The sequence below is a fragment of the Streptomyces sp. NBC_00016 genome (genome assembly GCF_045040885.1).
In the GTDB taxonomy this organism is placed as follows: Bacteria; Actinomycetota; Actinomycetes; order Streptomycetales; family Streptomycetaceae; genus Streptomyces; species Streptomyces coriariae.
Genome location: NZ_CP108304.1, coordinates 6,660,708 through 6,686,076, shown reverse-complemented (window position 1 = coordinate 6,686,076; position 25,369 = coordinate 6,660,708). Strand labels below are relative to the sequence as shown.

Sequence of the window (25,369 nt, the reverse complement as noted above, 5' to 3'; positions counted from 1 at the left end):
GCAGGCGCCGGATGTCCCGCCCCGCTCGCGGCCGCACGGTCCTAGCCGCGCACGCCCAGCTTCCACACCATCGCGGCGACGGCGTCGCTGTTGACGTCCAGGGCCCGCCTGTCGATGTTGGCGGGGGTGTCGCAGGCCTGGTGGTAGCACTTGTCCATGGCCTCACCGGCGGTGCCGCCCCACTTCGCGGCCTGCTCCGGGGTCTTGATCTCGGCGGATCCGGTGAAGATTCCGCCCACCGGGACGCCCTTGGCCAGAAACGGCTCGTGGTCGCTGCGGCCGTTGAGGGCGGTCGCGGGCTCGGTGGGGATGCCCTTGGCGGCGAAGTACCGGTCGAAGTGCCGGGCGACCTCCGGGCTCTGGTCATAGACGAAGTAGCCGGGGTTCGGTGAGCCGATCATGTCGAAGTTCAGATAGGCGGTGATCTTCGACAGTTCGGCCGCCGGCAAGGTGTTCACGTAGTGCGTGGACCCGATGTAGGTCTCCTCCTCCGTTCCCCAGAAGCCGAACCGGAGGTGCTGGGAAGGGGTGACGTTCTTCGCGGAAACCGTCAGCGCGGTCTCCAGGATCGCGGCGACGCTGGAGCCGTTGTCGTTGATTCCGGGACTTGTCTCCACCGAGTCGAGGTGCGCCCCGACCATGAGGACTTTTCCGGTCTGACCGCCCCGGGGCCAGTCGGCGATCAGATTCCAGCTCTTCTTTCCACCGAACTCGAATTCCTGGAGCGAGGTGGCGAATCCGGCGGCGTCCAGCTTTTTCTTCACATAATCGACGGAGGCCTGATAGCCGGCCGTGCCATGGGCGCGGTTTCCGCTGTTCGCGTCGGAGATCCGCTGGAGCGCGTCCAGGTGCCGCATCACTCTGGAGACCGAGAGGTCGGGCGCCGCACCTGCCTGAGCAGGCTCTTCCGCATGCACACCGACCGTTGTCAGCAACAGGACGGACAGCGTGGACGCCGCGACGACGGCCGGACGGGACGGCTTGAAAGGCACAGCTGTTTCCCTTCTCGGTACGAGCAATTGATCTTCCTGAATGCTTCCACGAAGCCCGCACCGGAGCCAACAGACTTCAACAGACTTCACAAACGGAACCGTCCGGACGCTGCTTTTCCGCCAAGTGGGCAACAATGGCTTTCTCTCCCGAAAGCCCACCGGAAATCAACGGTCGACGACCGGCGCCACGCCGGAAAAGCACGTGCATTCATGACGCGTTTCGCACTGTCGAGAACCGGCTCGACCGAACCACGAAACCAACGAAATGCGGGACTGCGGGACTGCGGCACTTCGGGACTGCGGGAGGGCGGGACTGCGGGACTGCGGCAAGGCGGGACCGCGGGACCGGACCCACCGGGCTCGTTCACGGGGCCGGACCGTCGGACTCGTCCAGGGGACCGGCCCGCCGGGCATCCCACCGCACCGTCGGCCGGGCGGCCGCACCCCTCCCGCCCCACTCCACCGCACCTCTCCCACCGCACCCCTCCCGCCCCACCCCGCCCCACCCCACCGCGCCGCACCCCACCCCGGCACACCCGCCACCGGAGCCCCGGACGTTACGCGCCGGAAACCTTGACGATCACATCGCCGGGTGCCACGATTCCGGCGCCGCCATGTTTACGTAAACATCAGCCACCCCAAGGCGTTGATGTTTACGCAAACATCGCGTGGCGGCCGCCGCCCAGCCCGCGCGTCCCCCAGCGCCGAGCCGCCTCTCCTGAAAGGGCACGTCATGCGCAAGACCCCCACCAGAGCCTCCCGCACCCCCCGCCTGCGCGCCGCCCTCGTCGCGGTCGCCGTCGCCGCCGTCACCGGCACGACCCTGGCCGGCAGCCCGGCCGCCGCCTCCTCCGGCGCCGCGCCGACCACCGACACGACCCAGTTCAAGGGCGTGAACTGGGCCGACCCGCGCGACAACTTCGCCGACGACCTCCTCCAGCTGTCCGGTCTGTCGACCACGGACACCTACCGGCAGACCTACGCGAAGGCGACCCGGATCATCGCGGCGTTCCGCGCGAACCTCGGCGCCAACACCGTGCGGCTGCCCATCAACCCGTACACGGTCAACGGCGCCTACTGGAAGTCCTACCGCGGGGTCATCGACGCGGCCTCGGACCAGGGCTTCAAGGTCATCGTGTCCTACTGGGAGGGCACGGGCGCCCAGAAGGACGGCTTCATCGACGACACGGCCACGTACTGGCCGATGTGGGACACCGTCGTCAAGGCGTACAAGAACGACAGCCGCGTCTACTTCGAGCCGATGAACGAGCCGCACGGCTACACCGACACCGAGTGGGCCGACATCGCGGCCAAGTGGCTGTCGACGTACGCGAAGGTCCCGCGCAACCGGGTGTTCGTCAGCGGCGCCGGCTACAACGACCACGTCACCACGGTCTGCGCCGACCCGCGGCTGAAGGGCACGTACCTCTCCCTGCACCACTACGGGTTCTGGAAGGACTACGCGACCTACGACCAGTGGGTGGCCGACCTGAAGGTGCGCATCGGCGACTGCGCGAACCGGACCGTCGCGGACGAGTTCGGGGCCCCGATGACCACCGGGCTGAACTACAACGTGAAGACGCCGGACAACAACTTCGTCAACTACGTCCAGGCCGTCACCGACACCTTCCGCGAGCTGAAGATGGGCTCCGTGTACTGGCCGGGTCTGCGCACCGACGACACGTACTCGCTGCAGACCCTCACCGGCACCACCGCCCGCCCCTGGCTGGCCACCACCAACCAGTCGGGCGCCGACCGCCTCGCCTGGGCATGGGGCCGGGGCAAGCCCGTCAAGGGCTGAGGCGCCCGAGCGTCCGGACGTGAGCCCCTTCTCCTGACCGGTTGCCCGGCAGCGGCCCCCACCGCGCCCCGCCCGTCACACCCGAGGGGAGCACGGCCGGGACCGACCGATCGTCGTCACCGGGGCGGCCGACCTGACGGCCGGCCCGGTGGCGGCTTGCCCGTCTACACCGTCGGCTCCCCGCCGGGGCCCGCGTCGACGTAGTCGGCGACGAGGGCGGCGAACTCGTCGGGCGCGGCGAGCCGCAGGCCGAGGGTCTCGGCCTTGGTCCGCTTGGATCCGGCGCCCTCGCCTGCGACGACCAGGCTGGTCTTCTTGGAGACGCTGGACGAGGAGCGGCCCCCGGCGCGCTCGATGAGTTCGTTCATCTGGTTGCGGCTGAGCTTCTCCAGCGCCCCGGTCATCGCGCCGGTGACGACCACGGTCATCCCGGCCAGCGGCCCGGCAGCAGCGACGGCCTGCGTGCCTTCGCCCCCGCTCTCGCCCCCGCTCTCGCCGTCGGCCGTGTCGGGCGTCGCCGGTGCGGGCGGGGTGGCGCCGGGCTCGGTCATGTTCACCCCGGCGGCGACGAGTCTGTCGATGAGCGGGGCGAGTTCGGCGAGCTCGGCGACGATGGACGGGGCCTTCTCGGTGCCGATGCCCTCGACCTGCTGGATCGCTTCGGCGTCGGCGGCGCGCAGCAGGTCCATGGTGGCGAAGTGGCGTGCGATCCGGCGGGACATGGAGCGGCCGGTGCCGCGGACCCCGAGGGCGCACAGCACGCGGGACAGCGGCTGGTTCTTGGCCGTGGCGAGCGCGGCGAGGAGGTTGTCGGTGCTGGTCTCCCCCATCCGTTCCAGGCCGAGGAGCTGGTCGCGGGTGAGGGCGAACAGGCCGGCGAGGTCGGTGACCAGTCCGGCTTCGACGAGCTGGACGACCCGGGTGTGGCCGAGGCCCTCGATGTCGAGCTGGTCGCGTCCGGCGGCGTAGGAGAGGGAGGCGACGAGGTGGCAGTCGCGGCCGTTGACGCAGCGCCAGCGCTGCTCGCTGGTGTCGATGCCCGATCCGCAGCGCGGGCACGCCTCGGGGAAGACGATGGGCTGTTCGTCGCCGGTGCGCAGATGGGCGACCGGCGCCTCGATGCGGGGGATGACGTCCCCGGCCCGGTGGACCATGACGTGGTCGCCGAGGCGCAGGTCTCGGCGGGTGATGTCGGCCGGGTTGTGGAGGGTGGCGTAGGTGATGGTGGAGCCGTCGATCTCGACCGGCTCCAGGACGGCGCGCGGGGCGATGATGCCGGTGCGGCCCACGTTCCACTCCACCGCCAGCAGCCGGGTGATCTTCTCGACGGCGGGCAGCTTGTAGGCGGTCGCCCAGCGCGGGGCGCGTGAACCCGAGCCGGCGGCCCGCTGGTCGGCGGCGAGGTCGGCCTTGACGACGATCCCGTCGATCCCGAACGGCAGCGAGGCGCGCAGCCCGGCGATCTCGGCCACCCGGGCCAGGACCTCTTCGACGGTGCTCGCGGTGACGCCGGGCACGGCCGTGGTCGCGGTGGTGTTCACGCCGTAGTCGCCGGCCCGCGTCATGAGGTCGCTGTGCGCGCTCTCCTCCAGCAGCGCGGCCAGCGCCGGTTCGGTGTCGTCCAGCGGCAGCAGTCCGTAGCCGAAGAAGGTCATCGGGACGGTGTACGCGCGTTCCCTGGCGCGCAGGGTGCCCGCCGCGGCGTTGCGCGGGTTGGCGAACGGCGCGCCGCCGTGCGCGGTGCGCACCTCGTTGGCGTGCTCGAACTGGGCGGTCGTCATCAGGACCTCGCCGCGTACCTCGACGGTGACCGGCTCCGTCAGTTCGGCCGGCAGGCCCTCGACGGTGCCGATCGCGTGCGAGACGTCCTCCCCGGCCGTCCCGTCGCCCCGGGTGATGAGCCGCGTCAGGCGGCCGCGGGTGTAGCGGGCCGCGATCGCCAGACCGTCCAGCTTCGGCTCGACGCCGAACGCGGTGATGTCGTGGCCGACGCGCCGGGTGAGCGAGGCGGTCCACGCGGTGAACTCCTCCGCGGAGAAGACGTTGTCCAGGCTCAGCATCGCTCTCGTGTGCGGGACATCGCCCTCGACCGCCCCGCCGGCGACCTTGCCGGTCGGCGAGTCGGGCAGCACCTGCTCCGGATTCTCGTCCTCCCACGCCGCGATGGCGCGCACCAGCCTGTCGTAGGCGTCGTCGTCCAGCACCGAAGTGCCACCCGCGTAGTAGGCGGCCGACGCCTTCACCGCGTCCTCGATCGCCTGCGCGTAGGCGACGGCGTCCACAATCACTGCACCGGGTGTTGTCATGCCTCACATCCTGCCTGCCACCACTGACAATGCCCCGAACGAGAGAGCGGCGGCCCCGGACTCCGGGGGCGGCCCCGGCCGGGATACGCCGTTGATCCACCCGCCGCCCACCCCATAGGTTCCGGGCATGACGAACGTGACGAACGTACGGGTCGGTGTCATGTACGACCGCGACTGGGCTCCCGAGGAGTTGCCCGGGTTCGCGCGGCGGGCCGAGGCGCTCGGGGTGGACGACCTGTGGGTGGTCGAGGACCTCGGCTGGAACGGCGGGGTGTCGGCGGCGGCCGTGGCGCTGGGGGCGACCGAGCGGCTGCGGGTGGGCATCGGGATCGCACCGGCGCCGCTGCGCAGTCCGGCGTTGCTGGCGATGGAACTGGCCACGCTGGCAAGGGTGTTCCCCGGGCGGCTGGTCGCCGGGATCGGGCACGGGGTGCGGGAGTGGATGGAGTCGGTCGGCGTCGCTCCCCGGTCGCCGCTGGCTCTCCTGGAGGAGACGATCACCTCCGTGCGCGCGCTGCTGCGTGGTGAGCGCGTCGAACTGGAGGGGCGTGAAGTACGGCTGGACGGCGTGCGGTTGGTGCATCCTCCGGTCCAGGTGCCGCCGGTGGTGGCGGGCGTGGTCCGTCCGCGTTCCCTCGAACTGTCCGGCCGGGTCGCGGACGGCACCCTGATCGCCGAGGGGCACGGACCGCAGGATCTGGAGAACACCCGGGCCCTCACCGCCAAGGGCGGGGCCGGTCCCGACCACACGCTGACCGTGCTGTCCTTCGCCTGTGTGGGCGACGACCCCGAGCAGGTCGCGCGGATCCTGCACCCGCACACCGAGGGGCACGGCGCCTGGCTGGGCCGCCCGCAGGACGAGGTGTTCACCGTCTCGGGCACCCCGGCGCAGGCCGTCGCCGACATCCAGGCCCTGAAGGACTCCGGCGCCGACACCGTCGTCCTGCGCATCGTCGGCCCCGAGCCGCTGCGCCAGCTGGAAGCCGTGCTGACGGCTTTCGGACGCTGAACGGGTGAAAGGGCGGCCCGGACCGGTCGTGCGGTGCCCGGCCGGAACTCCGGGCCGCCGTCCGGGCGTTCTCCCGTGGGTGGCGTACGACGACGGGACCGTGCGTCCATGAGCGGAACAGCGGGGTGAGGCATGGCGCGCGTACTGGTCATCGGCGGCGGGATCGCCGGCACGGCGGCGGCTCTGGCGCTGGCCAAGGCGGGGCAGGAGGTCGCCGTGTACGAGGCGCATCCCGACTCCGCCGAGGACATCGGCGCGTTCCTCACCCTCGCGAGCAACGGCCTGCGGGCCCTCGCGCAGCTCGACGCGACCTCCGCGGTCACCGCGATCGGTTTCCCGCTCACCACCATGCGGCTGCTGGACGCCGAGGGCGGCGAGGTGGCCCGCGCTCCGCTCGGTGAGGCCGCGGACCCCCGGCTGCGGTACCGGTGCCTGCGCCGCGGCGAACTCAACGCGGCTCTCCAGACGGAGGCCGCCCGCCGCGGCATCGCGGTCGTGCACGGTGCCCGGCTCGCGTCCGTGGAGAGCGGCTCCGAAGGCGTCACCGCGCGCTTCACCGACGGCAGCTCGGCGACGGGCGACCTGCTGCTCGGCGCCGACGGCCTGAACTCCACGGTCCGCCGGGCCACCGCCCCCGCCGCACAGCCCCGGTACGCGGGACAGCGTGTCTTCTACGGCTACACCACGGGCGCGCCGGCCGCCGGGTCGGCGGAGACCGCGTGCATCACGATGATCCGCGGCAGCTCGGCCGCCTTCGGCCACACGACGTCGCCGGACGGGGAGACGTACTGGTTCGCCCGGGTCGGCGCCGACGCCCCGCTGTCCGCCGACGAGATCGCGCACGCCACGCCCACCCAATGGCGGGACCTGCTCGTTGCGTTGCTGCGCGAGGACGCCACGCCCGCCGCGGACATCGTCGCGGCCACCACGGCTCCCGTCCTGGTCACCAACGCGACCGAGATGCCGGGCGGCACGCCCTGGCGCTCCGGCCGGACCCTGCTCGTCGGCGACGCGGCCCACGCGGCCTCCCCCGCCACCGGGCAGGGCGCGTCCATGGCCCTGGAGGACGCGGTGATCCTCGCCAAGTGCCTGCGCGACGCCCCGGACACCGAGTCCGCGCTCACCCACTACGAGGCGCTCCGCCGCCCCCGCGTGGAACACAACACGACCGTCAGCGGCAACATCTCCCGCGGCGTCCACACCCCGCCGCCCCGCACCCCGGGGAGCCCGCCCCCGGCCCGTCCCGACGAGGAGGTCACCCGCCAACTGGAGTGGACCACCGCCCTGCGCTGACCGGCACGGAGGTCGAACTCCCGCTGCCGCGAGTCGACTTACCGAGGTGCCGGTTCGGGCGCTCGCTACGATCCTCGGCGTGTGCGCAAACATCATGGTCGCCGAAGACGACGCGAAGCAGGCAGAACTGGTGCGTCGCTACCTCGAGCACGAGGGCCACGCGGTCACGGTCGTCGAGGACGGCCGTGCGGCTCTCGAGGAGGTCCGGCACCGGGAGCCCGACCTGCTCGTCCTCGATGTGATGATGCCCCGGGCCGACGGCCTCGACGTGGTGCGGATCCTGCGCGCGGAGGACCGGGAGATACCGGTGCTGATGCTGACGGCCCGCAGCACGGAGGACGATCTCCTGCTCGGGCTGGATCTCGGCGCCGACGACTACATGACCAAGCCGTTCAGCCCCCGTGAGCTGGTGGCCCGGGTCCGCACCCTGCTGCGCCGCAACCGCCGCCCCTCGGCCCCCTCCCCCGCCGCCGATCCCGGCACCGGTCCCGGCACCGCGCCCGCCCCTGCCCGGGCCGAGGCCGACGACGCGCTGACGGTCGGCACGCTCAGGGTCGATCCGGTCCGGCACGAGGTGTCGGTCGGCGGGGCACCGGTCGTGTGCACGCCCGGCGAGTTCCGCATCCTCGCCGCGATGGCGGCGGAGCCCGACCGGGTGTTCACCAGGCAGCGGCTCCTGGCGGAGCTGCACGGCTTCGACAAGTACATCAGCGGCCGCACCGTCGATGTGCACGTCATGCATCTGCGCAAGAAGATCGAGCGGGCCCCGCGCCGGCCGGTCCGGCTGCTCACCGTCTTCGGCGTCGGCTACAAGCTGACCGACCCCGCCAAGGGAGCACGCCGTGCGTCGTCGTGACGAGCGGGCGGGGCGGACGGGGCCGGCGGGGCGGACACGGCTGCCGCTCCGCAAGAGCCTGCTCGGCCGACTGCTCACCGTGTCGGCGCTGGTGGCCTCCTGTTCGGTCGCCGCCACCGCCTGGCTCGCCGTGCAGACGACCTCCGTCGCGATCCGTCAGGAGCAGGGGCGCAACCTCAGCACCGACGCGCGGATCTACGACACCCTGCTGGGTTACGCGGCCGGGCATCCCGACTGGGCGGGCGTCGACGGCACCGTACGGGACCTGGCGCGGGAGTCCGGGCGCCGGATCGTGCTGACCACCGAGGACCGGCAGCCGCTCCTCGACTCCGCCGCCGGCACCGCGCCCGTCGCCGAGCTGCCGACGCAGGCTTCGGCGGTCGTCGACCCGCTGTCGGTCGACACCGTGCTGGTGCCCGACGCCGTGCCGGTCGGCACGGACCGCGTCGACCCACGAGCCGTCGGGCCGTTCCTGCTGCCCGCGAAGGAACGAACGGTCCTGCGCAGGGCCACCGCCCGCAGCGCCGAGTGCCTCGCGGGGATGGGGATCGCGGCGGATGTCGTCGACAGCCCCAGCGGGCGGCCCTGGGTCCGGTTCGTGAGCGACGGCACCGACCGCGACAGAGAGCTGAAGTGCCTGTCCGTCGACGGCGCCGCGACCACCGCGACCGAGGAGAAGGCCCTGCGCGCGCTGGAACAGCTCGCCGACGCCTGCCTGAAGCGGCAGGGCCGTACGGGCGTGAAACTGAACCTGGATCTGTCCTGGGACCGGGGATACGGGCAGGAGGGCACGGATGTCGGCTCGTCGGCGCCCGTCCCCGTGCCCGAGACCGGCATCACCAAGGAAGAGGCGATCGAGCGGCGCATGGCCGAGGACAAGGCGGCCGCCGCGGGCACCACCGACGGCGCGGCGCAGGCCCGGGGCAGCGGGTACGACCGGGCGGTGGCCGCCTGCGTCGGCAGCGCCCGCCGGGAACAGCTCACGGCCTATGTCGCCGCGCCCGCCCTGCTGTTCATCGACGGCCCCGGCGCCGTCAGCGTGCCCGGTTTCGACCTCTCCCCGGCCAACACCGCGCGCATCGCCGGGGTCACGGCCCTCGTCCTCGCCCTCACCGTCGGCGCCTCGGTGATCGCCGGAACCCGGCTGGTACGCCCGCTGCACGCGCTCACCGGCGCCGCCCAGCGGATGCGGGACGGCCTGGACTCGGCGCCGGTGCCGGTCGGCCCGGACAACGAGATCGGACGGCTGGCGCTGGCCTTCAACGACATGGCCGCGCACCGGACCCGGCTCGAGGAACAGCGCAAGGTGATGGTCAGCGACGTCGCCCACGAACTGCGTACCCCGCTGAGCAACATCCGTGGCTGGCTGGAGGCGGCGCACGACGGACTGGCCGAGCCCGACCCGGCGTTCGTCTCCTCGCTCCTCGACGAGGCGGTGCAGCTCCAGCACCTCATCAACGATCTGCAGGACCTGGGGGCGGCCGAAGCGGGCGCGCTGCGGCTGCACCTGGAGCCGGTGTTCGTCGACGACCTGCTCGGCCAGGTCGCCGCGGCTCACCAGGCGCCGGCCGAGACCGCGGGCGTGACCCTGGAGGTCGCCACGGCGCCCGGCTCCCCTCCCCCGCCTGTCGAGGCAGACCCGGTCCGGCTGCGCCAGGCCGTCAGCAACCTGCTCTCCAACGCGGTACGCCACACCCCGCCCGGTGGCCGGGTGACGCTGCGTCCGTACGTCACGAAGGGCGGGGACGAGGTGGCCGTGGAGGTGTCCGACACCGGCAGCGGCATCCCGGCGGGCGACGTCCCGCATGTGTTCGACCGCTTCTGGCGGGCGGAGAAGTCCCGCAACCGCAGCACCGGCGGCAGCGGCCTCGGGCTGGCGATCGTGCTCAAGCTCGCCGAGGCGCACGGGGGCACGGTGAGCGTGACGAGCACCGAGGGACAGGGCTCGGTCTTCACCCTGCGGTTGCCGGCCATGACCGACGAGGACGCCGAGCGGCCGAAGGCCGACGACGAGGAAACGGCCGTCCGGCCCTGAGACGGCGGCCCTGAGACGGCGGCCCTGAGGCGATGACGCTGATGCGATGCGATGACGCTGATGCGATGACCACAACGCTCTGACAGCTTCTTCACAAGTGACGGCAAGTCTTCGGTCACGCCCGAGGCCACCGAGGCCGGGCTGGAATTGGAGTCACACATGTCCCGCCGTCCCATCCTGCGTCTCGCCGTACTGACCGCCCTCGCGGGCAGCGCGCTGCTCGCCCCCGCCACCGCGGCCTTCGCGGACGACCCCACCCCTGCGGCGTCCGCGCCGACCACGGGCACGGACTCGGCCGTGGCCGAGCGGAAGGCCGAAGCCGACAAGGCGGCCAAGGCGAAGGAGGAAGCGGCTGCGGCGGCCAAGAGGGGCGAGGACGCCAAGCAACTGCCGCGGGGCGGCGTCGACGCGGGCGAGGCCACCGCCGACGACAGCGGCTCCGGCACCACGGCTCTCGTCGGTTCGGCCGCGGGCGCCCTGCTGCTCGCGGGCGCGGGCACCTTCGTCGTACGCCGCCGCGCCGCCGGCCGCACCGACGCCTGACCCCGCACCGACCCGACCCGACCGTCACACCATGGCGCCGCCCTGCACGGGCGGCGCCATCGCGCATCGCCGTATGTCCGCACGCACCGCGGCGTACCGCCACGGCCCCCGCTCACCTCCGTCGGCCCCCGCTCAACTCCGTCGGCGCCCGCGTATCGCCGCGTACCTCCGCTCAGCCCCGCTCATCCCCGCGGACGCGTTCGCACCCCCGCGTGCGTCCGCGTGTCGCCGCGCACGCACCCACCCCGCTTGGAGCCCGTCATGTCCCCCGTACACCGTCCGGTACGCCGCAACGCCACCCGGCCGGCCCCGGCCGCTGCCCGGCTCGTCCGCGTCGTCCTCGTCGTACCCGTGGCGCTGGCCGTGCTCACCGGCTGCTCGTCCGCCCCCGGGACGACCACCGCCGCGGCCACCTCGTCTCCCTCCGCCGCCGCGGGCACGCCCTCGTCCGGCGGCGCGCCTCGGGCCGGACAGCCGCCGGCCCCTGCCGAGGTGACCATCCCCTCGCTCGGGATCACCGGTTCCCTGATGGAGCTCGGCCTCAACACGGACGGCACCGTCGAGGTCCCGCCGGCCGACAAGGGCATGACCGCAGGCTGGTACACCGGCGGCGCCGTGCCCGGTGAGCCCGGTGCCGCCGTCATCATCGGCCACAACGACACCCGGTTCGGCAAGGCCGTCTTCCACGACCTCAACAAGATCACCAAGGGCGCGGACATCACCGTCACCGACGCACGAGGAGATGCGGCGCACTTCTCCGTCACGGCTACCGAGAGCGTCAGCAAGGGCTCCTTCCCCACCGAGAAGGTCTACGGCCCGACGGCGGACCGCGCCCTGCGGCTGATCACCTGCGACGGCGACTTCGACGCCGAGGGGCACCCGGTGAACAACCTCATCGTCTACGCGACGCGCGACTGACCGCCGGACCGCCGCTGCGGCCGCCTCGCTCAGCTGTCGCGGAGGCGGGACGCCAGGGCGGCCAGGGTCTGGGCGGTGTCGGTCAGGGACTGGACGGCCGCCTCCAGGTCCGCGGCCAGCAGGGGCGCCGGGATGGCGAGGGGCGCGGATGCCGGTGCGGGCGTGGGGACCGGCGTACCGCGATAGCCGATCGGGCCCTCGTTGTGACGCTGGTAGTAACCGGTGAACGCCCGGCCGACGGCGCCTTCGACGAAGCGGACCCGGGCGAGCTGGGTCTCGATCGCGCCGGAGTTGCGGGTGATGTCGAGACGGTAGTGGCGGTAGCCCGAGGCGGGGGCGCGGAGGCGGAACTCCCGGGTCTCGAAGCGGCTGTTGAAGGTTTCCCCGGCGCGGGAGTCCAAGCGCGTCCAGGTACGGCCGTCGTACGAGCCCTCGAGGGTCCAGTCGCGCGGATCGCGATCGGGGCTGTCGTTCGCCGACATCAGCGTGTAGGAGGTGACGACCGCGGAGTGGGCGAGGGTGAAGTGGAGCTGGGGGGCGTCGTCGTGCGCCAGCCACTTGGACCGGGAGCCGTTCAACAGGTTGTCCGCCGTCTCCCCCACTTCCTCGAACTCGTCGCTCGCCTCGACGTCGGCCACCCGGGCGTCGGTGGCGGCTTCGCCCGGCACGGTCTGGAGCATGACCACGCCGGAGTTGCCTCGCTGGTCACGCCAGGTCACCCGCTCCACGGGGGCCACGCCGTCGTCCACCAGCACCCGCAGTTCGTGCGAGCTGTGCCAGCCACCGCCGTGTCCCTCCTCCGTGCGGAAGCGGTGCAGCCCGGCCGCCGATGTCTCCTCGAGCCCCTCGGGGAAGGACCAGCCGCCGGTGAGGCGGCCGCGGTACTCGTAGGCCGTACCGTCGGCGGTGCGGTGGCAGCCGTGGAAGTCGGACATGTTCGACTGGAAGCTGATGGCCGATTCGGTCCCGTCCTCCCCTCGCCAGCCGAGCTGCGCGGGCAGCGAGTGCTCGTCCCGGTCGAGGTGGAACACCAGCCGAGGGGCCTCCTGCCAGGACGTCGCCGAGGAGTCGTGGGCGGCGCGGAGTTCCGTCCGGTAGGCGAACACCGAGTTCCGGGCGGCCAGCGCCGCCAGCGCGCGCTCCGAGGCACCCCGTTCGTCGATGGAGTCCAGGGTGATCCGGTAGAGCCGGAGCGTGCTGCGCGCCTCGGCCGAAGCGCGTATCTCCAGGGTGTTGGTCCCCGGCTTCAGCATGCCGGCCGGCACCGCGAACACGTTGTCCTGCGGAAGGTCTCCGCCGCCGGGCACGGTGAGGTTTTCGGCCAGCGCCTCGCCCTGGATGAGTACGTCGATCGGGGCGTGGCCCGGTGCGGAGCCGAGCCTGGAGACGAGGGCCGTGACGGTGAGCGTCGCCTCGGGGATGTCCTCCGGGTCCGCCACCTCGAAGTCCAGCGTCACCGTTGCGCCCGCGCCCAGCGTCAGGTGGGATCCGCCGAACTCGGCCCGGTCATGCCTGACCACGGCGTTGGACAGCCGGGCGGGGTCGACGGAGAAGTCGGCGAAGGTGGCCTGCAAGCTCATTGCGTATCGCTCCTGATAGACAGTCAACAACGTTGTCACCAACGGGAGGTGACGCGACCAGGTGGACCCTAGCGCCTCGCTCCGACAGTGCCGGACGCCCGAGTCGCAGCCCTTCGCACCGTGCCGCACGGAACCGATGACCCTGCGCCCCGGCGAGGGCGATGATGGCGGCATGACGTTGTCGACGGCCTTCACGGAGTTGTTCGGTGTGCGGCATCCGATCGCGTCGGCGCCGATGGGCGGCTCGGCCGGTGGCGCGCTGACGGCGGCCGTCTCCCGCGGCGGCGGGCTCGGACTGCTGGGCAGCGGCGACGGCGACCGGGACTGGCTGGCCCGCGAGCTGCCCCTCGTCGCCGAAGGCACCACAGGGCCGTGGGGGATCGGGTTTCTGACCTGGCAGATCGACGTCGCGGCGGTGGAGCACGCGCTGGAGCACGGCCCCAGGGCGGTGATGCTGTCGTTCGGGGATCCGAGCCCGTACGCCGAACGCGTCCGCCGGGCCGGTGCGGCGCTGATCATCCAGGTCACCGATCTGGCGGAGGCCGGGCGGGCGGTGGACCTGGGCGCCGACGTCATCGTGGCGCAGGGAACCGAGAGCGGGGGGCACGGCGCCCGGCACGGCCGGTCCACCCTGCCGTTCGTGCCGGTCGTGGTGGACCTGGCGGCACCGGTGCCGGTGCTCGCGGCCGGCGGGATCGCCGATGGCCGCGGGGTGGCCGCCGCGCTTGCCCTGGGCGCCGCCGGGGCGCTCCTCGGCACCCGCTTCCAGGCCACGACCGAGGCCCTGGTCGCCCCCTCGACGGCCAGGGCCATCGTCCGGGGAAGCGGCGAGGAGACCGAGCGCAGCAGCGTGCTCGACACCGCCCGGGGTTCGCGGTGGCCGTCGCGGTACACCGCCCGTACGCTCGGCCACCCCTTTCTCGACCGATGGCGGGGCCGGGAGGCGGAACTGGCCGCCGACCCCGAAGCCAGGCAGGCCTATCAGGACGGCGTGGCACGGGGCGAGCTGCCCGCTCTGCCGCTGTGGGCCGGAGAGGGCATCGCCCTCATCGACGACCTGCCCTCCGCGGCCGATCTCGTCGGCGCCCTCGCCGGGCAGGCCGAGGACGCGCTGGCCCGCGCGGGACGACGATGACGCGTGTGACCCGCCGGTCAGGGGTGCGGCGGCGTGCCGTGCGGCGGGGGTGACGCCGTGTCGAGGCGGAGCAGCACGGCAGTGCCGGGGCGGGGCAGGGAGACGGTGAGCTGCCCGTCGGCGGCGTCCCAGGTCGCGTTCGCGTCGGCGGTGACGGGATAGAGCGGCGTGGGGCGGACCTGGCTGCCGCGCAGGTGGGAGACCGTGAGCGTGCGGGTGCTGTCGTCGGCCGGGGGCCGTTGGCGACGGCTCGGGATGCTCCCTCGTCCCCCGACGGCGGGCTGTCGTCGCCACAGTGCGAGCCAGCTGGCGGTGGGACCGCGCCAGCCGTAGGCCAGCCAGGTGTCCTCCCAGGAGGGCAGCCCGAGCGGCCAGAACGGCAGGCTGTCGGGGATCTCCGCGCGCAGCGCCTTGTAGGCGGAAAGACCCGAGCGGACGAGGTCGAACTGCTCCGGGCTCATGCGGTCGAGGAACCCGGACAGGTGGATGCGGCCCGGCAGCGCGCCGGTGAGGGTGAAGGCGATCTCGTCGAGGCCGAAGTGCGGCTGGGGGTAGGCCCATACGGCGGCTTGCTCGGGGGTCGCCGCGGTGGCGGCCGCGGCGGCGATGGGCGGGTAGCGCAGCGGGTCCTGCTGGTCGCTGGTGGACTGGATCTGGACGACGGCGAGTTGGGCGTAGTCCATGCGCAGTCCGCCCGACGCGCAGTTCTCCAGGACGAGTCCGGGGTGCCGGTCGAGGAGGGAGCCGAGCCAGTCGAGGTGCGCGCGGTGGTGCCCGAGCAGTCCGGCGCCGGCGCTCTCGCCGCCGTTCTCGGTGCCGGGGCCGATGTTGATGTTGTAGTCGAGCTTCAGATAACCCACCCCCCACTCCCCCACGAGCCGGTCGACGACCCGGTCGAGGTGGGCGCGGGCCGCCGGGTGGCGCAGGTCCAGGTGGTGACGGCCGTGTTCGGTGACGCGGATCCCGCCCCGGCGGAAGAACGCCTCGGGCGGCAGGGTGTCGGCCAACGGGCTGCGCACACCGACCACTTCGGGCTCCAGCCACAGTCCCGGGGTCATCCCGTGCGCTCTGACGGCGTCCAGCACCTGCTGGATGCCGCCCGGAAAGCGCCTGTCCGAGGCGTCCCAGGCGCCGACGGCGTCCCACCAGCCCTGGGCGTCGTCGTCGTACCAGCCGGCGTCGACGACGAAGACCTCGGCACCGGCGGCTCCCGCCGCTTCGACGAGCGGCAGGAGCCTTTCGGTGGTCGGGTCGCCCATCAGGGTGTTCATGTAGTCGTTGTAGATCACCGGGAGCGTCGTGTGGTCCGGGTGACGACGGCGGATCCGGCGCCGGTAGGCGGTGAGTTCACCGAACGCGGCGTCCAGTCCACCGGTCTCGGACCGGACCAGGACGGCGGGGACGGTGCTGAACTCCTCGCCGGGCGCCAGGGTCTCGCGCCACTGGTGGTGGGCGTCGTCGGGCCCGAAGAGAGCGAGGTAGGCGGCGCCCTCCCGTTCACCGGTCTCGTAACGCCAGCCCGCGCTGGACTCGATCTGCCAGAGCCAGGCCCGGCCCGTCCGGTCGTCGGTGAGCGCGGCCATCGGCAGGTGCCGTCCCGTGGACCAACTGCCCTGCGAGTAACGCTCGAAGCAGCCGCGCCCTTCGTGGCCGTGGGCGGCCCGGCTCAGGGGGACGACGTGGTCGCGGAACGCGCTGTGCCGCCAACGGCACTCGGCGAGCCAGTCGTTGTCCGCCCAGTGGAGGGTCAGGCCGTCCGGCGCGCCCGAGCCGTCCACGATGCCGCCGACGGCCAGGGTCGACACACTCTCCAGCCGGAGCGGGGCGCGGCCCTCGTTGACCAGGCGCACCTGTGAGCGGAGGAAGCCGGCGCCGGGGCAGGTCCGCAGGGTGATGTCGGCGGCGAGGCCGGTCGCCGGATCCGCCAGCCGGATCGTCGTGCGCTGCCAGCCCCCCTCGTCGACCGTCTCGTGGTCCCGGTAGGTCAGCCGGTCGCCGATGGCGGTGTCGATGAAGCGCTCCCCCGACCAGGTCCGGCCGTGCCCCGTGGCCGTGACCTCGACCAGGGGAAGCAGGCAGGCCCGGTCCCGCCCCGGCACACCCAGCCTGACCGACCCGGTGGAATCCACGACGGCGTGCAGCCCAAGAGCCTCGTGCGACCAGACAAGTGACCTCTCGGCTGCTTCGTCGGCGATGGTCAACGCGGTTTCCCCTTCTGCCGTGTGCGGTCTCTCGCGTACGCCGCGGTACGCGGTCTCCGATGCGTACGGTGCGCGATGCGTGCGGTGCGCGGTTCGTTGGGGTGCGGGGTGCGGGGTGCGGTGCGCGGTTCATTGCGGTGCGCGATGCGGTGCGGTGCGCGATGCGTTGCGGGGTGCGCGATGCGTCGCGGTGCGAGCGTCCGACTCGTCGCGGGGTGCGAGCGTCCGACTCGTCGCGCGGTGCGAGCGTCCGACTCGTCGCGCGGTGCGAGCGTCCGACTCGTCGCGCGGTGCGAGCGTCCGACGGACCGCGATGCGCGAGGCGCAATGCCGCGCGGATCCCGCCCGGATCGTCCACCGGCCCCTCCCCGTCGTCCGCCGGTCCCGTCCGCCGGCCCCGCCCGGCGGCTCCGCGCCCGTCGGCGCGCAAGGTGCGCTGCTACGATCGCCGGGCAGATCAGGCAGATCAGGGGTTCCTGTTGACGGTCGACATTGTGACCGATCACAATCGTGACATGGATGTGACCGGTCACACAAGCCTCGGCAGCCCCTCGGATCCCGGACCGGAACCGCGTAAGGCGGCCAGCATCCGGGACGTCGCCCAGGCCGCCGGCGTCTCGTACCAGACCGTCTCGAGGGTCATCAACAGCCACCCGAACGTCCGCGAGGAGACCCGCAAGCGGGTCGAGGCGGCCGTCGAGACACTGGGATTCCGACGCAACGCCACCGCGTTCGCGCTGGCCAGCGGAGTCACCCGGTCGGTCACCGTACTGACGTCGAACACCACCCTCTACGGCTATGCGGCCACCCTCCAGGGCCTGGAGGAAGCGGCCCGCGCCGCGGGCTACTCGCTGGGTGTGAAGCTGCTGACGCCCGAGGACGACCTGGACCGCACCATCTCCTCGGCGGCGGCCGACGGCGGCGGACTGATGGTCATCGGCTTCGACCGGCTCGCCGCTTCGGCTCTGGACCGGGTCCCGGAGAACGTGCCGTGCGCCGCGGTCGTCGAAGCGCCCTCACCCGGCCGGACCCCTCCCCGTCCGGCCGTCTGGGCCGACGACCGTGAAGCGGCCCGCGCCGCCACCGCGCACCTGCTGGAGCTCGGGCACCGGACCGTCCACTACGTCGCGATCCCGACGTCGGTGGGCACCCGGCGCTCGGAAGGGCCGCGTGCGCAGGGCTGGCGGGCCGCCCTGGAAGCGGCCGGCATCACCCCGCCCGAACCCCACGGCGGCAAGGGCTGGGACGCGCGGGTCGGCTACGACGAGGGACAGGAACTCGCCCGCGACCCGGAGGTCACGGCGATCCTGTGCGGCAACGACGACCTGGCGCTGGGCGTGCTGCGCGCCCTGCACCACGCCGGGCGGTCGGTGCCGGGAGACGTCAGCGTCATCGGCTTCGACGACGCCCCGCACGCGGAGTTCGTCACCCCGTCCCTCACCACCGTCCGGATGGACTTCCAGGGCCTCGGCCGCGACGCCTTCGCCCTCCTGCGCGGCCGGCTGGAGAACGACTACCGGCCCCCCGCTCCGACGTTCGCCGGCACGGCCCTGGTCCTCCGCGAGAGCGCGGGGCCCACCGACGCCTGACACCGGGCGTACGGTCAGTGGACTGCTCGCCGGACTGTGAGCACGGCGTCCACCGAGCCGGCCGCGTCCGCGGCGTCCGAATCCCCCAGGCGAGGTTGAGTACCCGTACTCAGCCCCGAACGCGTGACCTGATCCATCGTGGAGACCACCGACCCGGACCGAACCGAAGGATCCACGATGACCGACGCCTCGCGCTCTCGCGGCCTCCCGCACCCGCGCCGCCTTCTCGCGCTCGCCACGGACAACTGGCAGGCCCGGGGCTATCTGACGGTCGTCGCCGCTTCCGTCGCGGTCATGTTCCTCTTCCCGGAGAGCGGCTTCGCCGCAGGCCCCCTGCTGCTCACCGCGCCCCTCTCCTTCCTGGGGGTGGTCCTCCCGTTCGGTCCCGGCACCGAGGGCGGCGGGACGGTCGAGGTGCTCGCCACCGGCTTCTGGGTCGGATGGCTCCTGCTGTGCGCCCTCGTGAACGCCGCCGTGCTCGGCGCCCTCGTCGCGAAGCCCACGGCCGCCCGACCGTCCGGCAGCCGCGCGCCCCTCCCCCCTGTCCCGGCCCCCGCTGAGCGCCCCCGGCCGGGGAGAGTCCGGGCCCTGCTGGCGCCCGCGGTGGACAACTGGCTCGCGCGCGGCTATCTCGTCGTGGTCGCGGCGGCGCTGGGCTTCTTCCTCCTCGCCGCGTACGTGCTGCCCGACCCGGGATTCGCCGGGATCTGGCCCCTCATGGCCACGGCACCCGTCAGCCTGCTCGCCTTCCTGTTGTCGACCCCCGCGGAGTACTCCTCGCTCACCTGGCTGAGCCCGCTGGTCTTCGCCGTGGGTACGGCCCTGGCCGGGCTGTTCAACGCCGTGCTGCTCGGCCGGCTCGCGCACCGGCTGCGGGTGCGGGAAGCCCGTCCGGCCGTCTGAGACCGGCGTCTCGGGGGTCGCGGCCCGCCCCTGGTCAGTGGCCGGGCACAGGGCGGACCGTGAGGATCTGTTGTGCGTGTCCGACCGGGCCGTTGATGTCGTCGCAGGACGGTGCTGGTGAGGCCCTGGCCGGTGGGACCGAACGTGACCGTGGTGTCCAGGCCGGTCCAGCGCCCTTCCGGCCGGCGGTGGAGGTGGACGGTCAGGTCGACATTGGGGAACATCCAGGCGGTGGGCGGCTGTCGTACGGCGATGCCGTTGGCGGTGTCGACGAGCGCGACGTACGACGCGAGGGGGCTGCTGCGCTCGCCGGCGACGAGGTCGAGGCGGGTGGAGAGCCAGGCGGTCGTCCGTCCCGGCCGGGGCGGTGCGAGCGGACGGACGTCCAGTGAGGCGATGTACCCGCCGGGCCACACCGACTCCATCGGCCACGGGCTGAGCGACTCGGGAGCGGTGAGCCGGTCGTCGGGGCCACCCGCGACGCCGGAGGTGTCGAGGCCGGCGAGCAGCCAGGCACGGGCCCGGACCACCGGGCGGTCGGCTATGAGCACCACGGCTTCGAGCAGTTCGATGGTGCGGCCGGGGCGGATGGTCTCCACCCGGATCTCGCACTCGTCGAGGGCGAGTCGGCCCAGGATGTCGTAGCTGATCCGGGCCAGGACCAGGCCGGTGTCCGGCCGCGCGGCCAGATGCCGGTCGATGGCGTGGACGATGAGGCCGCCGAGCGGGCTGAAGTGCTGCTCGTCCGGGTCCCAGGCCCCGCCCGCGTGGACCGTCGCCTTGTAGCGGCGCTCGTCGATGCGCTCGTAGTAGCTGCCGGGGACCGTGGTGCCGGTGTTCAACGGACGTTTCTCCTCATGCCGATCGCGGGGCTGATCACAGGGTATTGAGCAGGACGACGTAGAGGGCGGTACCGATGCCCACGCTCAGGATCGTGCGACGGCCGAGGGCCAGATGGACGGCGATGAGATACGAGGTGCTAGGCATCGGCGGCCTCCTCGGCGGGGGCGGGCGCCGGGGCGGGCCGCGGTGAGCGCGTGGCGCATGAGGAGCAGGCCGACGAAGAGCAGCAGCGCGGTGAACAGGGCGAGGCCACGGACGGCTGACCAGTGTCGAGCCGGCGCAGCGGGTCGGCCTCACGACCGGGCCGTGTCTGCGGCGCGTCCAGCGTCTGGAGGCCGACGGCGTCATCCGCGGCTACCGGGCCGTCGTCGACCCCACGGCCGTGGGCCGCTCCTTCGAGGTGCTCATCGACCTCAGCCTGGAGGCTCAGGACGCGGAGACGGTGGAGCGCTTCGAACAGATCCTGGCGCAGGCCGGGGAAGTCATCGAGCTGAGGCGGCTGTTCGGCAGCCCGGACTATTTCGTACGCGTCGCCGTCACCGACCTGGCCGCCTACGAGACCTTCCTCAGCCGGCACGTCATGACCATCCCGCGGATCAAGAACGTCACGTCCCACTTCACGATGAAGACGGTGAAGCCGGCCTGACACCACGCACATCCCCGCGTCGCACCAGCCCGAGCAGACCCCGAGGCCTCACCGCGGGTCGACGCCGGAACGGACCGGTCGAGGCCGGAACGGACCAGGGGGACGTCAGGCGTTCCAGGCGCCCGCGGCCGCGGCGCTCTCGGCGTAGGCGGAGAAGTCCCGGGGGGCTCGGCCCAGCGCCCGCTGGACTCCGTCGCCGAGCGAGGCGAGGCCGCCGGAGCGGACGTGCTCGTACAGGCCGACCGACAGTTGTACCCATTCCTCGGGTACCCCCTGGGCGCGCTGCTCGTCCGCGTACGCCTCCGGGCTCAGGGCCACGTAGCCGATGTCACGGCCGGTGGCCCGGGCGATCTCCTCGACCGCGTCCCGGAAGGTCAGCAGCCGGGGGCCGCTGAGCTCGTAGTGCCACCCGGCGTGCCCGGCCTCCGTGAGGGCGGCGGCCGCCACCTCGGCGATGTCCTCGGCGTCGACGAACGCCTCCTTGCCGTCGCCGGCCGGCAGCCGCACCTCGCCGCTCAGGACCGGGTCGTACAGGAAGTCCTCGCTGAAGTTCTGGAAGAACCACCGCACTCGCAGGACGGTCCACTCCAGGCCCGCGTGCTCCAGCGCCCGCTCCGTGGCCAGGACCTGGTCCTGGGCAGGGCCCCAGGCGTCGGAAGGCGTGGACAGCAGCACCGCGTGCCGGACTCCGGCGGCCGCGGCCTGCCGCGCGAACGCGGCGACGGCCTCGGCGGCCTGCGGTGTGCCGAGGTCGGGGTGCACCAGGTACATCCCCGTCACGCCTCGCAGCGCCGGCTCCCAAGTGGCACCGTCCGTCCAGTCGAAGGACGGCGTGCCGGACCGCGACGCCGCGCGGACCACCGCACCCCGCTCCTCCAGCAGCCGCACCCCCCGGCGGCCCGTCTTGCCCGTAGCGCCCGTCACCAGAATCATCTCGTCGCTCATGGATGCAACGGAACCAGCCACCGTCCGCCCCAGCCATGCCACGCAGACTCAGCTCCATGTCCGTTCGTCTACGCTGACCGGCATGGATCCCATGGGGCTGACCAGCACGGATCCGCTGACGGACCTCCTGAACGGGGTACGGACCAGTGGCGCGATCTTCCACCAGTCCTCCCTGACCGGCAGCTGGGCAGCGCGCTTCGAAGACCGCTCCCCCCTGGCCCTCGCGGTCCTCCTGCACGGCTCCGCCTGGATCACTCCCCAGGGCGGCGCCCCGGTCAGGATCGGCCCCGGCGACGTCGCCGTGCTGTGTGGCGGCGCTCCGTACGTCATAGCGGACGACCCGGCCACCGAACCGGACGTGGTGATCCGTCCCGGGGGCCGCTGCACGACCAAGCAGGGCGAGGAGACGACCGGCGCGCGCACCCCGGACGCCGCCGCCTGGGGCCCGGCGGGGGTGGACCGCACGCTCCTCCTGAGCGGCCTGTGCACCGTGGACCGCGCCACCCCGAGCCGACTGCTCGCCGCCCTGCCGCCCCTGGCCGTCGTCGAGGCGGACGTGGGCACCTGCCCGGTCGGCCGGACGACCTTCGAGGAGATCACCCGCGAGGAGCCCGGGCAGCAGATCCTGCTGGACCGGACCCTGGACCTGATGCTCATCACCGCCCTGCGCGCCTGGTTCACCCGCCCCGGTGCCCAGGTCCCCACCTGGTACCGGGCCCACAGCGACCCCGTCGTCGGCCCCGCCCTGCGCGCGCTGCACGCCGACCCCGCGCACCCCTGGACACTGCCGTCCCTGGCGGCGAAGACCGACGTGTCCCGGGCGAACCTGGCCCGGCGCTTCACCGCCCTCGTCGGACAGCCCCCGATGACCTATCTACGGGAACGGCGCCTCGCCCTCGCCGCCGACCTGCTGGGTGAACCCGACGCCACGCTCGCCACGGTGGCGCACCGCGTCGGCTTCGCCAACGCCTTCGCCCTCAGCGCCGCGTTCAAGAGGGAACACGGCGTCAGCCCGAGCGAGTACCGGGCGAACCAGGCACGAGATCGGCCGTTCACCGCGAGATTCTGTCCGCCGGACGGAAACTGACGCCCCGACACTTCACGAGGAACGTTTCCGCAGGTCAGATCACGTGAAAGGTGGGGCGGGTGGGACTCGAACCCACGGCCGACGGATTATGAGTCCGCTGCTCTAACCGGCTGAGCTACCGCCCCATAGCGGCGTGTCGCGTACATGTGTGCGCGCCGTCTGCCGCAGCATAGCCGCTCATACGATCTCACGCTTCGGCTGGTGGACCTTGCACGACCATGGGGACAACACCCCTGGCCTGCACGGTTCCCGCCGACATGAAAAAGGACCCCCACGGGGTCCTCGTTCACGATGCTCCCCCGACTGGACTCGAACCAGTAACCTGCCGGTTAACAGCCGGCTGCTCTGCCAATTGAGCTACAGGGGACCGAGCTCCCCCGACTGGACTCGAACCAGTAACCTGCCGGTTAACAGCCGGCTGCTCTGCCAATTGAGCTACAGGGGAATGCCTCGTTTGCATCGAACGTACCTACCTGGGTATTCGCCAGGAAGCGCTCGCTCGCTGCGACACATACATTAGCGCAAGCAGGGGGGTGCTCCGCCAATCGGTTCCCCCCGGCGCCCATGTCGTGCCAGGGACTACGCAAGGAGAGGATGGCCGTCATGCGCTACAAGCTCACGTTCGTCGTCGGGCTGGCTGCGGGTTACGTACTGGGCACGCGTGCCGGGCGCGAGCGCTACGAGCAGTTGAAGAAGTCCGCGCGGCAGGTCGCCCAGAACCCCGCCGTGCGCAACACCGCCGAGACCGCCGCCCACCAGGGCCGCCAGTACGCGGGCAAGGCGTACCACGCGGTCAGCGACAAGGTCGGCGACCGGATGCCCGAATCGGTGGTGGGCCGGGTGCGGTCCCTGCGCGACCGCAACAGCAACGGCGCGGGTGGGGACGACTGGGGCACCAGCAACACCTAGCGGCTCCTCGATGCGCCGGGAGGGTCGCCCGGGGGCCGCGGGGATGTGACATATACGGCTCCGCCGCGGGGGCTCGACCAGCCACAACGCCCCGCGTCGGGCAGGAGTGGGGCACCCCTGCGGTCTCCGCGGCCGCACCCGAGCGGCGCGTGCGGCAGAATTTTCGCCATGGGGATAGTCGCCGGGTTGGACAGTTCACCCGATTTCACTCGTATCGTCGTCTGCGACGCGGACACCGGAGCCGTGCTCCGGCAGGGGTATGCGCCGCATCCGATGGAAGGCGCCGAGAGTGCGGGAGGGCGGCCCTCCGATGTCGATCCGCAGGCCTGGCTGCTGTCCCTGGGCGAGGCCGCGGGCGGTGGGCTGCTCGAGGGGGTCCAGGCCATCGGCGTGTCCTCGCAGCAGAACGCCGTCGTGCCGCTGGACGCGCAGGGCAACACCGTGCGGCCGGCGATGGTCGGCGGGGACAAGCGGGCGCAGGTCGCGGCGGCCGACCTGATCGACGCGGTCGGCGGGCGTGAGGCATGGGCGCAGGCGGTGGGATGCGTCCCGCAGGCCGCCCAGCCGGTGACCAAGCTGCGCTGGCTGGCGAAGAACGAACCGGACGCCGCCGCCCGGACCGCCGTACTGCTCCAGGCCCACGACTGGCTGGTGTGGCAGCTCCTCGGGCGGCCGGTACGCAGGACCACCGATCGCGGCGGAGCCTCCGGGACCGGGTACTGGTCCGCCGCCACCGGCGGTTATCGGCCAGATCTCGTCGAGCTGGCGCTCGGCCACCAGGCCATGCTTCCCGAGGTGATCGGGCCGTCCGAAGCGGCTGGTACGACGCCGGAGGGGCTGCTGATCTCCGCCGGGACCGGCGAGACCATGGCCGCGGCCCTGGGGCTCGGAATCGGACACGGGGACGCGGTCGTCTCCCTCGGCGCCTCCGGGTCCGTGATGGCCGTGCACCACGAGGCGCTCGTCGACCAGAGCGGGATGATCACCTCGCTCGCCGACGCGACGGGCATGCACCTGCCGGTCGTCACCACCCTGAACGCCGTACGGACCCTGCGCGGGGCCGCCGAGCTGATCGGGGCGGCCGATCTGGAGGCGCTGTCGGACCTGGCGATGAAGTCGACGCCGGGGTCGCACGGGCTGGTCATGCTGCCCTACCTGGAGGGTGAGCGGACTCCGAACCTGCCGCACACGGCCGGGACGCTGGCGGGCCTGCGCCGCGAGTCGATGAAGCCGGAACACTTCGCGCGGGCCGCCTTCGAGGGCATGCTGTGCGGGCTCGCGGACGCGCTCGACGTGCTCCGCGGCCGGGGCGTGGAGGTGCGGCGCATCTTCCTGCTCGGGGCGGCGGCCGAGCTGTCGGCCGTGCAGGCGGCGGCACCCGCGCTGTTCGGCGCGCAGGTCGTCGTGCCGCAGCCGGCGGACTACGCGGCGATCGGAGCCGCCCGGCAGGCCGCGTGGGCGCTCGGAGCGTCGCAGGGCACCCTCGACCCGCGGACCCCGCCGGCCTGGCAGGGGGCGGCCGCGCAGGTCCTCGACCCGGGCGAGGAGCTGGCCGTCGGACAGGCGGTGCGGCAGCAGTACGTGTCGGTGCGGGAGCAGACGCATCCGGGAGCGTTCCGCGGATAGGTCCGAGGGTTCCGCGGACGGGAGCGCAGCGTTCCGCGGACAGAGGCGCACGCGGCGTACAGGGCGCATCGGGTGCGTGGGGAGCATCGAGTGCGTGAGGCGCATCGGGTGTACAGGTGCGCATCCGGCTCACACAGACGGCCGTAAAAGCA

19 protein-coding genes, 3 tRNA genes and 2 pseudogenes are annotated in these 25,369 nt (G+C 72.7%); 15 read left to right on the top strand and 9 right to left on the bottom strand.

Translation table 11 applies throughout. The features are described from left to right. Positions 1 to 41: 41 nt before the first annotated feature. Positions 42 to 992 (bottom strand): M28 family metallopeptidase, encoded by a 951-nt coding sequence (locus OG933_RS29570; protein WP_405629724.1) that lies wholly within the window; start codon positions 990 to 992, stop codon positions 42 to 44. Positions 993 to 1,725: 733 nt separating this feature from the next. On the opposite strand from OG933_RS29570, the gene OG933_RS29565 reads away from it, so the two are divergent. Further along, positions 1,726 to 2,793 (top strand): cellulase family glycosylhydrolase, encoded by a 1,068-nt coding sequence (locus tag OG933_RS29565; RefSeq protein ID WP_362529468.1) that lies wholly within the window; start codon positions 1,726 to 1,728, stop codon positions 2,791 to 2,793. Positions 2,794 to 2,957: 164 nt separating this feature from the next. On the opposite strand, the gene ligA is transcribed toward OG933_RS29565, so the two are convergent. After that, positions 2,958 to 5,099 (bottom strand): NAD-dependent DNA ligase LigA, encoded by a 2,142-nt coding sequence (gene ligA, locus OG933_RS29560; protein WP_405629722.1) that lies wholly within the window; start codon positions 5,097 to 5,099, stop codon positions 2,958 to 2,960. 136 nt (positions 5,100 to 5,235) lie between these two features. Between ligA and OG933_RS29555 the strand changes: the two genes are divergently transcribed. From OG933_RS29555 to OG933_RS29530, 6 genes are all read left to right on the top strand, one after another. Continuing rightward, positions 5,236 to 6,108, top strand: a complete 873-nt coding sequence (locus OG933_RS29555) for an LLM class flavin-dependent oxidoreductase (protein WP_362529590.1) — start codon at positions 5,236 to 5,238, stop codon at positions 6,106 to 6,108. A gap of 132 nt (positions 6,109 to 6,240) precedes the next feature. Further along, on the top strand, positions 6,241 to 7,401 hold the full coding sequence (locus tag OG933_RS29550; protein ID WP_405629720.1) for an FAD-dependent oxidoreductase: 1,161 nt from the start codon (positions 6,241 to 6,243) through the stop codon (positions 7,399 to 7,401). Positions 7,402 to 7,495: 94 nt separating this feature from the next. After that, positions 7,496 to 8,257: a response regulator transcription factor gene (locus OG933_RS29545; RefSeq protein ID WP_405633557.1), complete on the top strand. Its 762-nt coding sequence runs from the start codon at positions 7,496 to 7,498 to the stop codon at positions 8,255 to 8,257. After that, complete coding sequence (locus OG933_RS29540; RefSeq protein ID WP_405629717.1) at positions 8,244 to 10,292, top strand: sensor histidine kinase; 2,049 nt, start codon at positions 8,244 to 8,246, stop codon at positions 10,290 to 10,292. The genes OG933_RS29545 and OG933_RS29540 overlap by 14 nt, the downstream gene beginning before the upstream one ends. A 159-nt stretch (positions 10,293 to 10,451) precedes the next feature. After that, positions 10,452 to 10,835: a sortase-dependent protein gene (locus OG933_RS29535; RefSeq protein WP_405629715.1), complete on the top strand. Its 384-nt coding sequence runs from the start codon at positions 10,452 to 10,454 to the stop codon at positions 10,833 to 10,835. A gap of 261 nt (positions 10,836 to 11,096) precedes the next feature. Beyond that, the gene (locus OG933_RS29530; protein ID WP_405629713.1) at positions 11,097 to 11,753 is read left to right on the top strand and encodes a class F sortase; all 657 of its coding nucleotides are present in this window, start codon (positions 11,097 to 11,099) and stop codon (positions 11,751 to 11,753) included. A gap of 29 nt (positions 11,754 to 11,782) precedes the next feature. On the opposite strand, the gene OG933_RS29525 is transcribed toward OG933_RS29530, so the two are convergent. Continuing rightward, positions 11,783 to 13,333, bottom strand: coding sequence for an alpha-1,2-mannosidase (locus OG933_RS29525; protein ID WP_405629711.1), 1,551 nt, complete (start codon positions 13,331 to 13,333; stop codon positions 11,783 to 11,785). A gap of 172 nt (positions 13,334 to 13,505) precedes the next feature. On the opposite strand from OG933_RS29525, the gene OG933_RS29520 reads away from it, so the two are divergent. Further along, positions 13,506 to 14,468, top strand: a complete 963-nt coding sequence (locus OG933_RS29520) for an NAD(P)H-dependent flavin oxidoreductase (RefSeq protein ID WP_405629709.1) — start codon at positions 13,506 to 13,508, stop codon at positions 14,466 to 14,468. Between the two features lie 17 nt (positions 14,469 to 14,485). On the opposite strand, the gene OG933_RS29515 is transcribed toward OG933_RS29520, so the two are convergent. After that, complete coding sequence (locus OG933_RS29515) at positions 14,486 to 16,669, bottom strand: alpha-galactosidase (protein ID WP_405629706.1); 2,184 nt, start codon at positions 16,667 to 16,669, stop codon at positions 14,486 to 14,488. Positions 16,670 to 17,184: 515 nt separating this feature from the next. On the opposite strand from OG933_RS29515, the gene OG933_RS29510 reads away from it, so the two are divergent. Next, positions 17,185 to 18,258, top strand: a complete 1,074-nt coding sequence (locus OG933_RS29510; protein ID WP_362529449.1) for a LacI family DNA-binding transcriptional regulator — start codon at positions 17,185 to 17,187, stop codon at positions 18,256 to 18,258. 177 nt (positions 18,259 to 18,435) lie between these two features. Beyond that, the gene (locus tag OG933_RS29505) at positions 18,436 to 19,161 is read left to right on the top strand and encodes an SCO4225 family membrane protein (protein WP_405629703.1); all 726 of its coding nucleotides are present in this window, start codon (positions 18,436 to 18,438) and stop codon (positions 19,159 to 19,161) included. A gap of 34 nt (positions 19,162 to 19,195) precedes the next feature. Here OG933_RS29505 and OG933_RS29500 read toward each other — a convergent pair. Next, a pseudogene (locus OG933_RS29500) lies at positions 19,196 to 20,003 on the bottom strand (thioesterase family protein). A gap of 260 nt (positions 20,004 to 20,263) precedes the next feature. On the opposite strand from OG933_RS29500, the pseudogene OG933_RS29495 reads away from it, so the two are divergent. Both OG933_RS29495 and OG933_RS29490 read left to right on the top strand, forming a co-directional pair. Continuing rightward, positions 20,264 to 20,308 (top strand): annotated as a pseudogene (locus OG933_RS29495) (hypothetical protein); the annotation flags it as partial. Between the two features lie 78 nt (positions 20,309 to 20,386). Further along, positions 20,387 to 20,650 (top strand): Lrp/AsnC ligand binding domain-containing protein, encoded by a 264-nt coding sequence (locus OG933_RS29490; RefSeq protein WP_405629701.1) that lies wholly within the window; start codon positions 20,387 to 20,389, stop codon positions 20,648 to 20,650. Positions 20,651 to 20,755: 105 nt separating this feature from the next. Here the strand turns inward: OG933_RS29490 and OG933_RS29485 are convergent, their stop codons facing one another. Then, a complete protein-coding gene (locus OG933_RS29485) occupies positions 20,756 to 21,595 on the bottom strand; it encodes an NAD(P)H-binding protein (protein ID WP_405629698.1) in 840 nt (279 codons plus the stop codon). An 82-nt stretch (positions 21,596 to 21,677) separates the two neighbouring features. Here OG933_RS29485 and OG933_RS29480 point away from each other — a divergent pair, with 82 nt between their 5' ends. Beyond that, a complete protein-coding gene (locus OG933_RS29480; protein WP_405629697.1) occupies positions 21,678 to 22,682 on the top strand; it encodes a cupin domain-containing protein in 1,005 nt (334 codons plus the stop codon). 51 nt (positions 22,683 to 22,733) lie between these two features. Here the strand turns inward: OG933_RS29480 and OG933_RS29475 are convergent. The 3 genes from OG933_RS29475 to OG933_RS29465 form a co-directional block, all read right to left on the bottom strand. Continuing rightward, a tRNA-Ile gene (locus OG933_RS29475) sits at positions 22,734 to 22,807 on the bottom strand. A 169-nt stretch (positions 22,808 to 22,976) separates the two neighbouring features. Continuing rightward, positions 22,977 to 23,049, bottom strand: a tRNA-Asn gene (locus OG933_RS29470). A 5-nt stretch (positions 23,050 to 23,054) separates the two neighbouring features. Next, a tRNA-Asn gene (locus tag OG933_RS29465) sits at positions 23,055 to 23,127 on the bottom strand. 158 nt (positions 23,128 to 23,285) lie between these two features. Here OG933_RS29465 and OG933_RS29460 point away from each other — a divergent pair. Beyond that, positions 23,286 to 23,591, top strand: a complete 306-nt coding sequence (locus tag OG933_RS29460; RefSeq protein WP_142264185.1) for a YtxH domain-containing protein — start codon at positions 23,286 to 23,288, stop codon at positions 23,589 to 23,591. 168 nt (positions 23,592 to 23,759) lie between these two features. Continuing rightward, positions 23,760 to 25,217, top strand: a complete 1,458-nt coding sequence (locus OG933_RS29455; RefSeq protein WP_362529435.1) for an FGGY family carbohydrate kinase — start codon at positions 23,760 to 23,762, stop codon at positions 25,215 to 25,217. Positions 25,218 to 25,369: the final 152 nt, after the last annotated feature.

Coding starts and splice junctions, on each gene's coding strand:
- OG933_RS29505 (WP_405629703.1), top strand. CDS start 18,436: ATGACCGACGCCTCGCGCTCTCGCGGCCTCCCGCACCCGCGCCGCCTT.
- OG933_RS29460 (WP_142264185.1), top strand. CDS start 23,286: ATGCGCTACAAGCTCACGTTCGTCGTCGGGCTGGCTGCGGGTTACGTA.
- OG933_RS29530 (WP_405629713.1), top strand. CDS start 11,097: ATGTCCCCCGTACACCGTCCGGTACGCCGCAACGCCACCCGGCCGGCC.
- OG933_RS29520 (WP_405629709.1), top strand. CDS start 13,506: ATGACGTTGTCGACGGCCTTCACGGAGTTGTTCGGTGTGCGGCATCCG.
- OG933_RS29510 (WP_362529449.1), top strand. CDS start 17,185: ATGGATGTGACCGGTCACACAAGCCTCGGCAGCCCCTCGGATCCCGGA.
- OG933_RS29545 (WP_405633557.1), top strand. CDS start 7,496: ATGGTCGCCGAAGACGACGCGAAGCAGGCAGAACTGGTGCGTCGCTAC.
- OG933_RS29550 (WP_405629720.1), top strand. CDS start 6,241: ATGGCGCGCGTACTGGTCATCGGCGGCGGGATCGCCGGCACGGCGGCG.
- OG933_RS29480 (WP_405629697.1), top strand. CDS start 21,678: ATGGATCCCATGGGGCTGACCAGCACGGATCCGCTGACGGACCTCCTG.
- OG933_RS29485 (WP_405629698.1), bottom strand. CDS start 21,595: ATGAGCGACGAGATGATTCTGGTGACGGGCGCTACGGGCAAGACGGGC.
- ligA (WP_405629722.1), bottom strand. CDS start 5,099: ATGACAACACCCGGTGCAGTGATTGTGGACGCCGTCGCCTACGCGCAG.
- OG933_RS29525 (WP_405629711.1), bottom strand. CDS start 13,333: ATGAGCTTGCAGGCCACCTTCGCCGACTTCTCCGTCGACCCCGCCCGG.
- OG933_RS29565 (WP_362529468.1), top strand. CDS start 1,726: ATGCGCAAGACCCCCACCAGAGCCTCCCGCACCCCCCGCCTGCGCGCC.
- OG933_RS29535 (WP_405629715.1), top strand. CDS start 10,452: ATGTCCCGCCGTCCCATCCTGCGTCTCGCCGTACTGACCGCCCTCGCG.
- OG933_RS29455 (WP_362529435.1), top strand. CDS start 23,760: ATGGGGATAGTCGCCGGGTTGGACAGTTCACCCGATTTCACTCGTATC.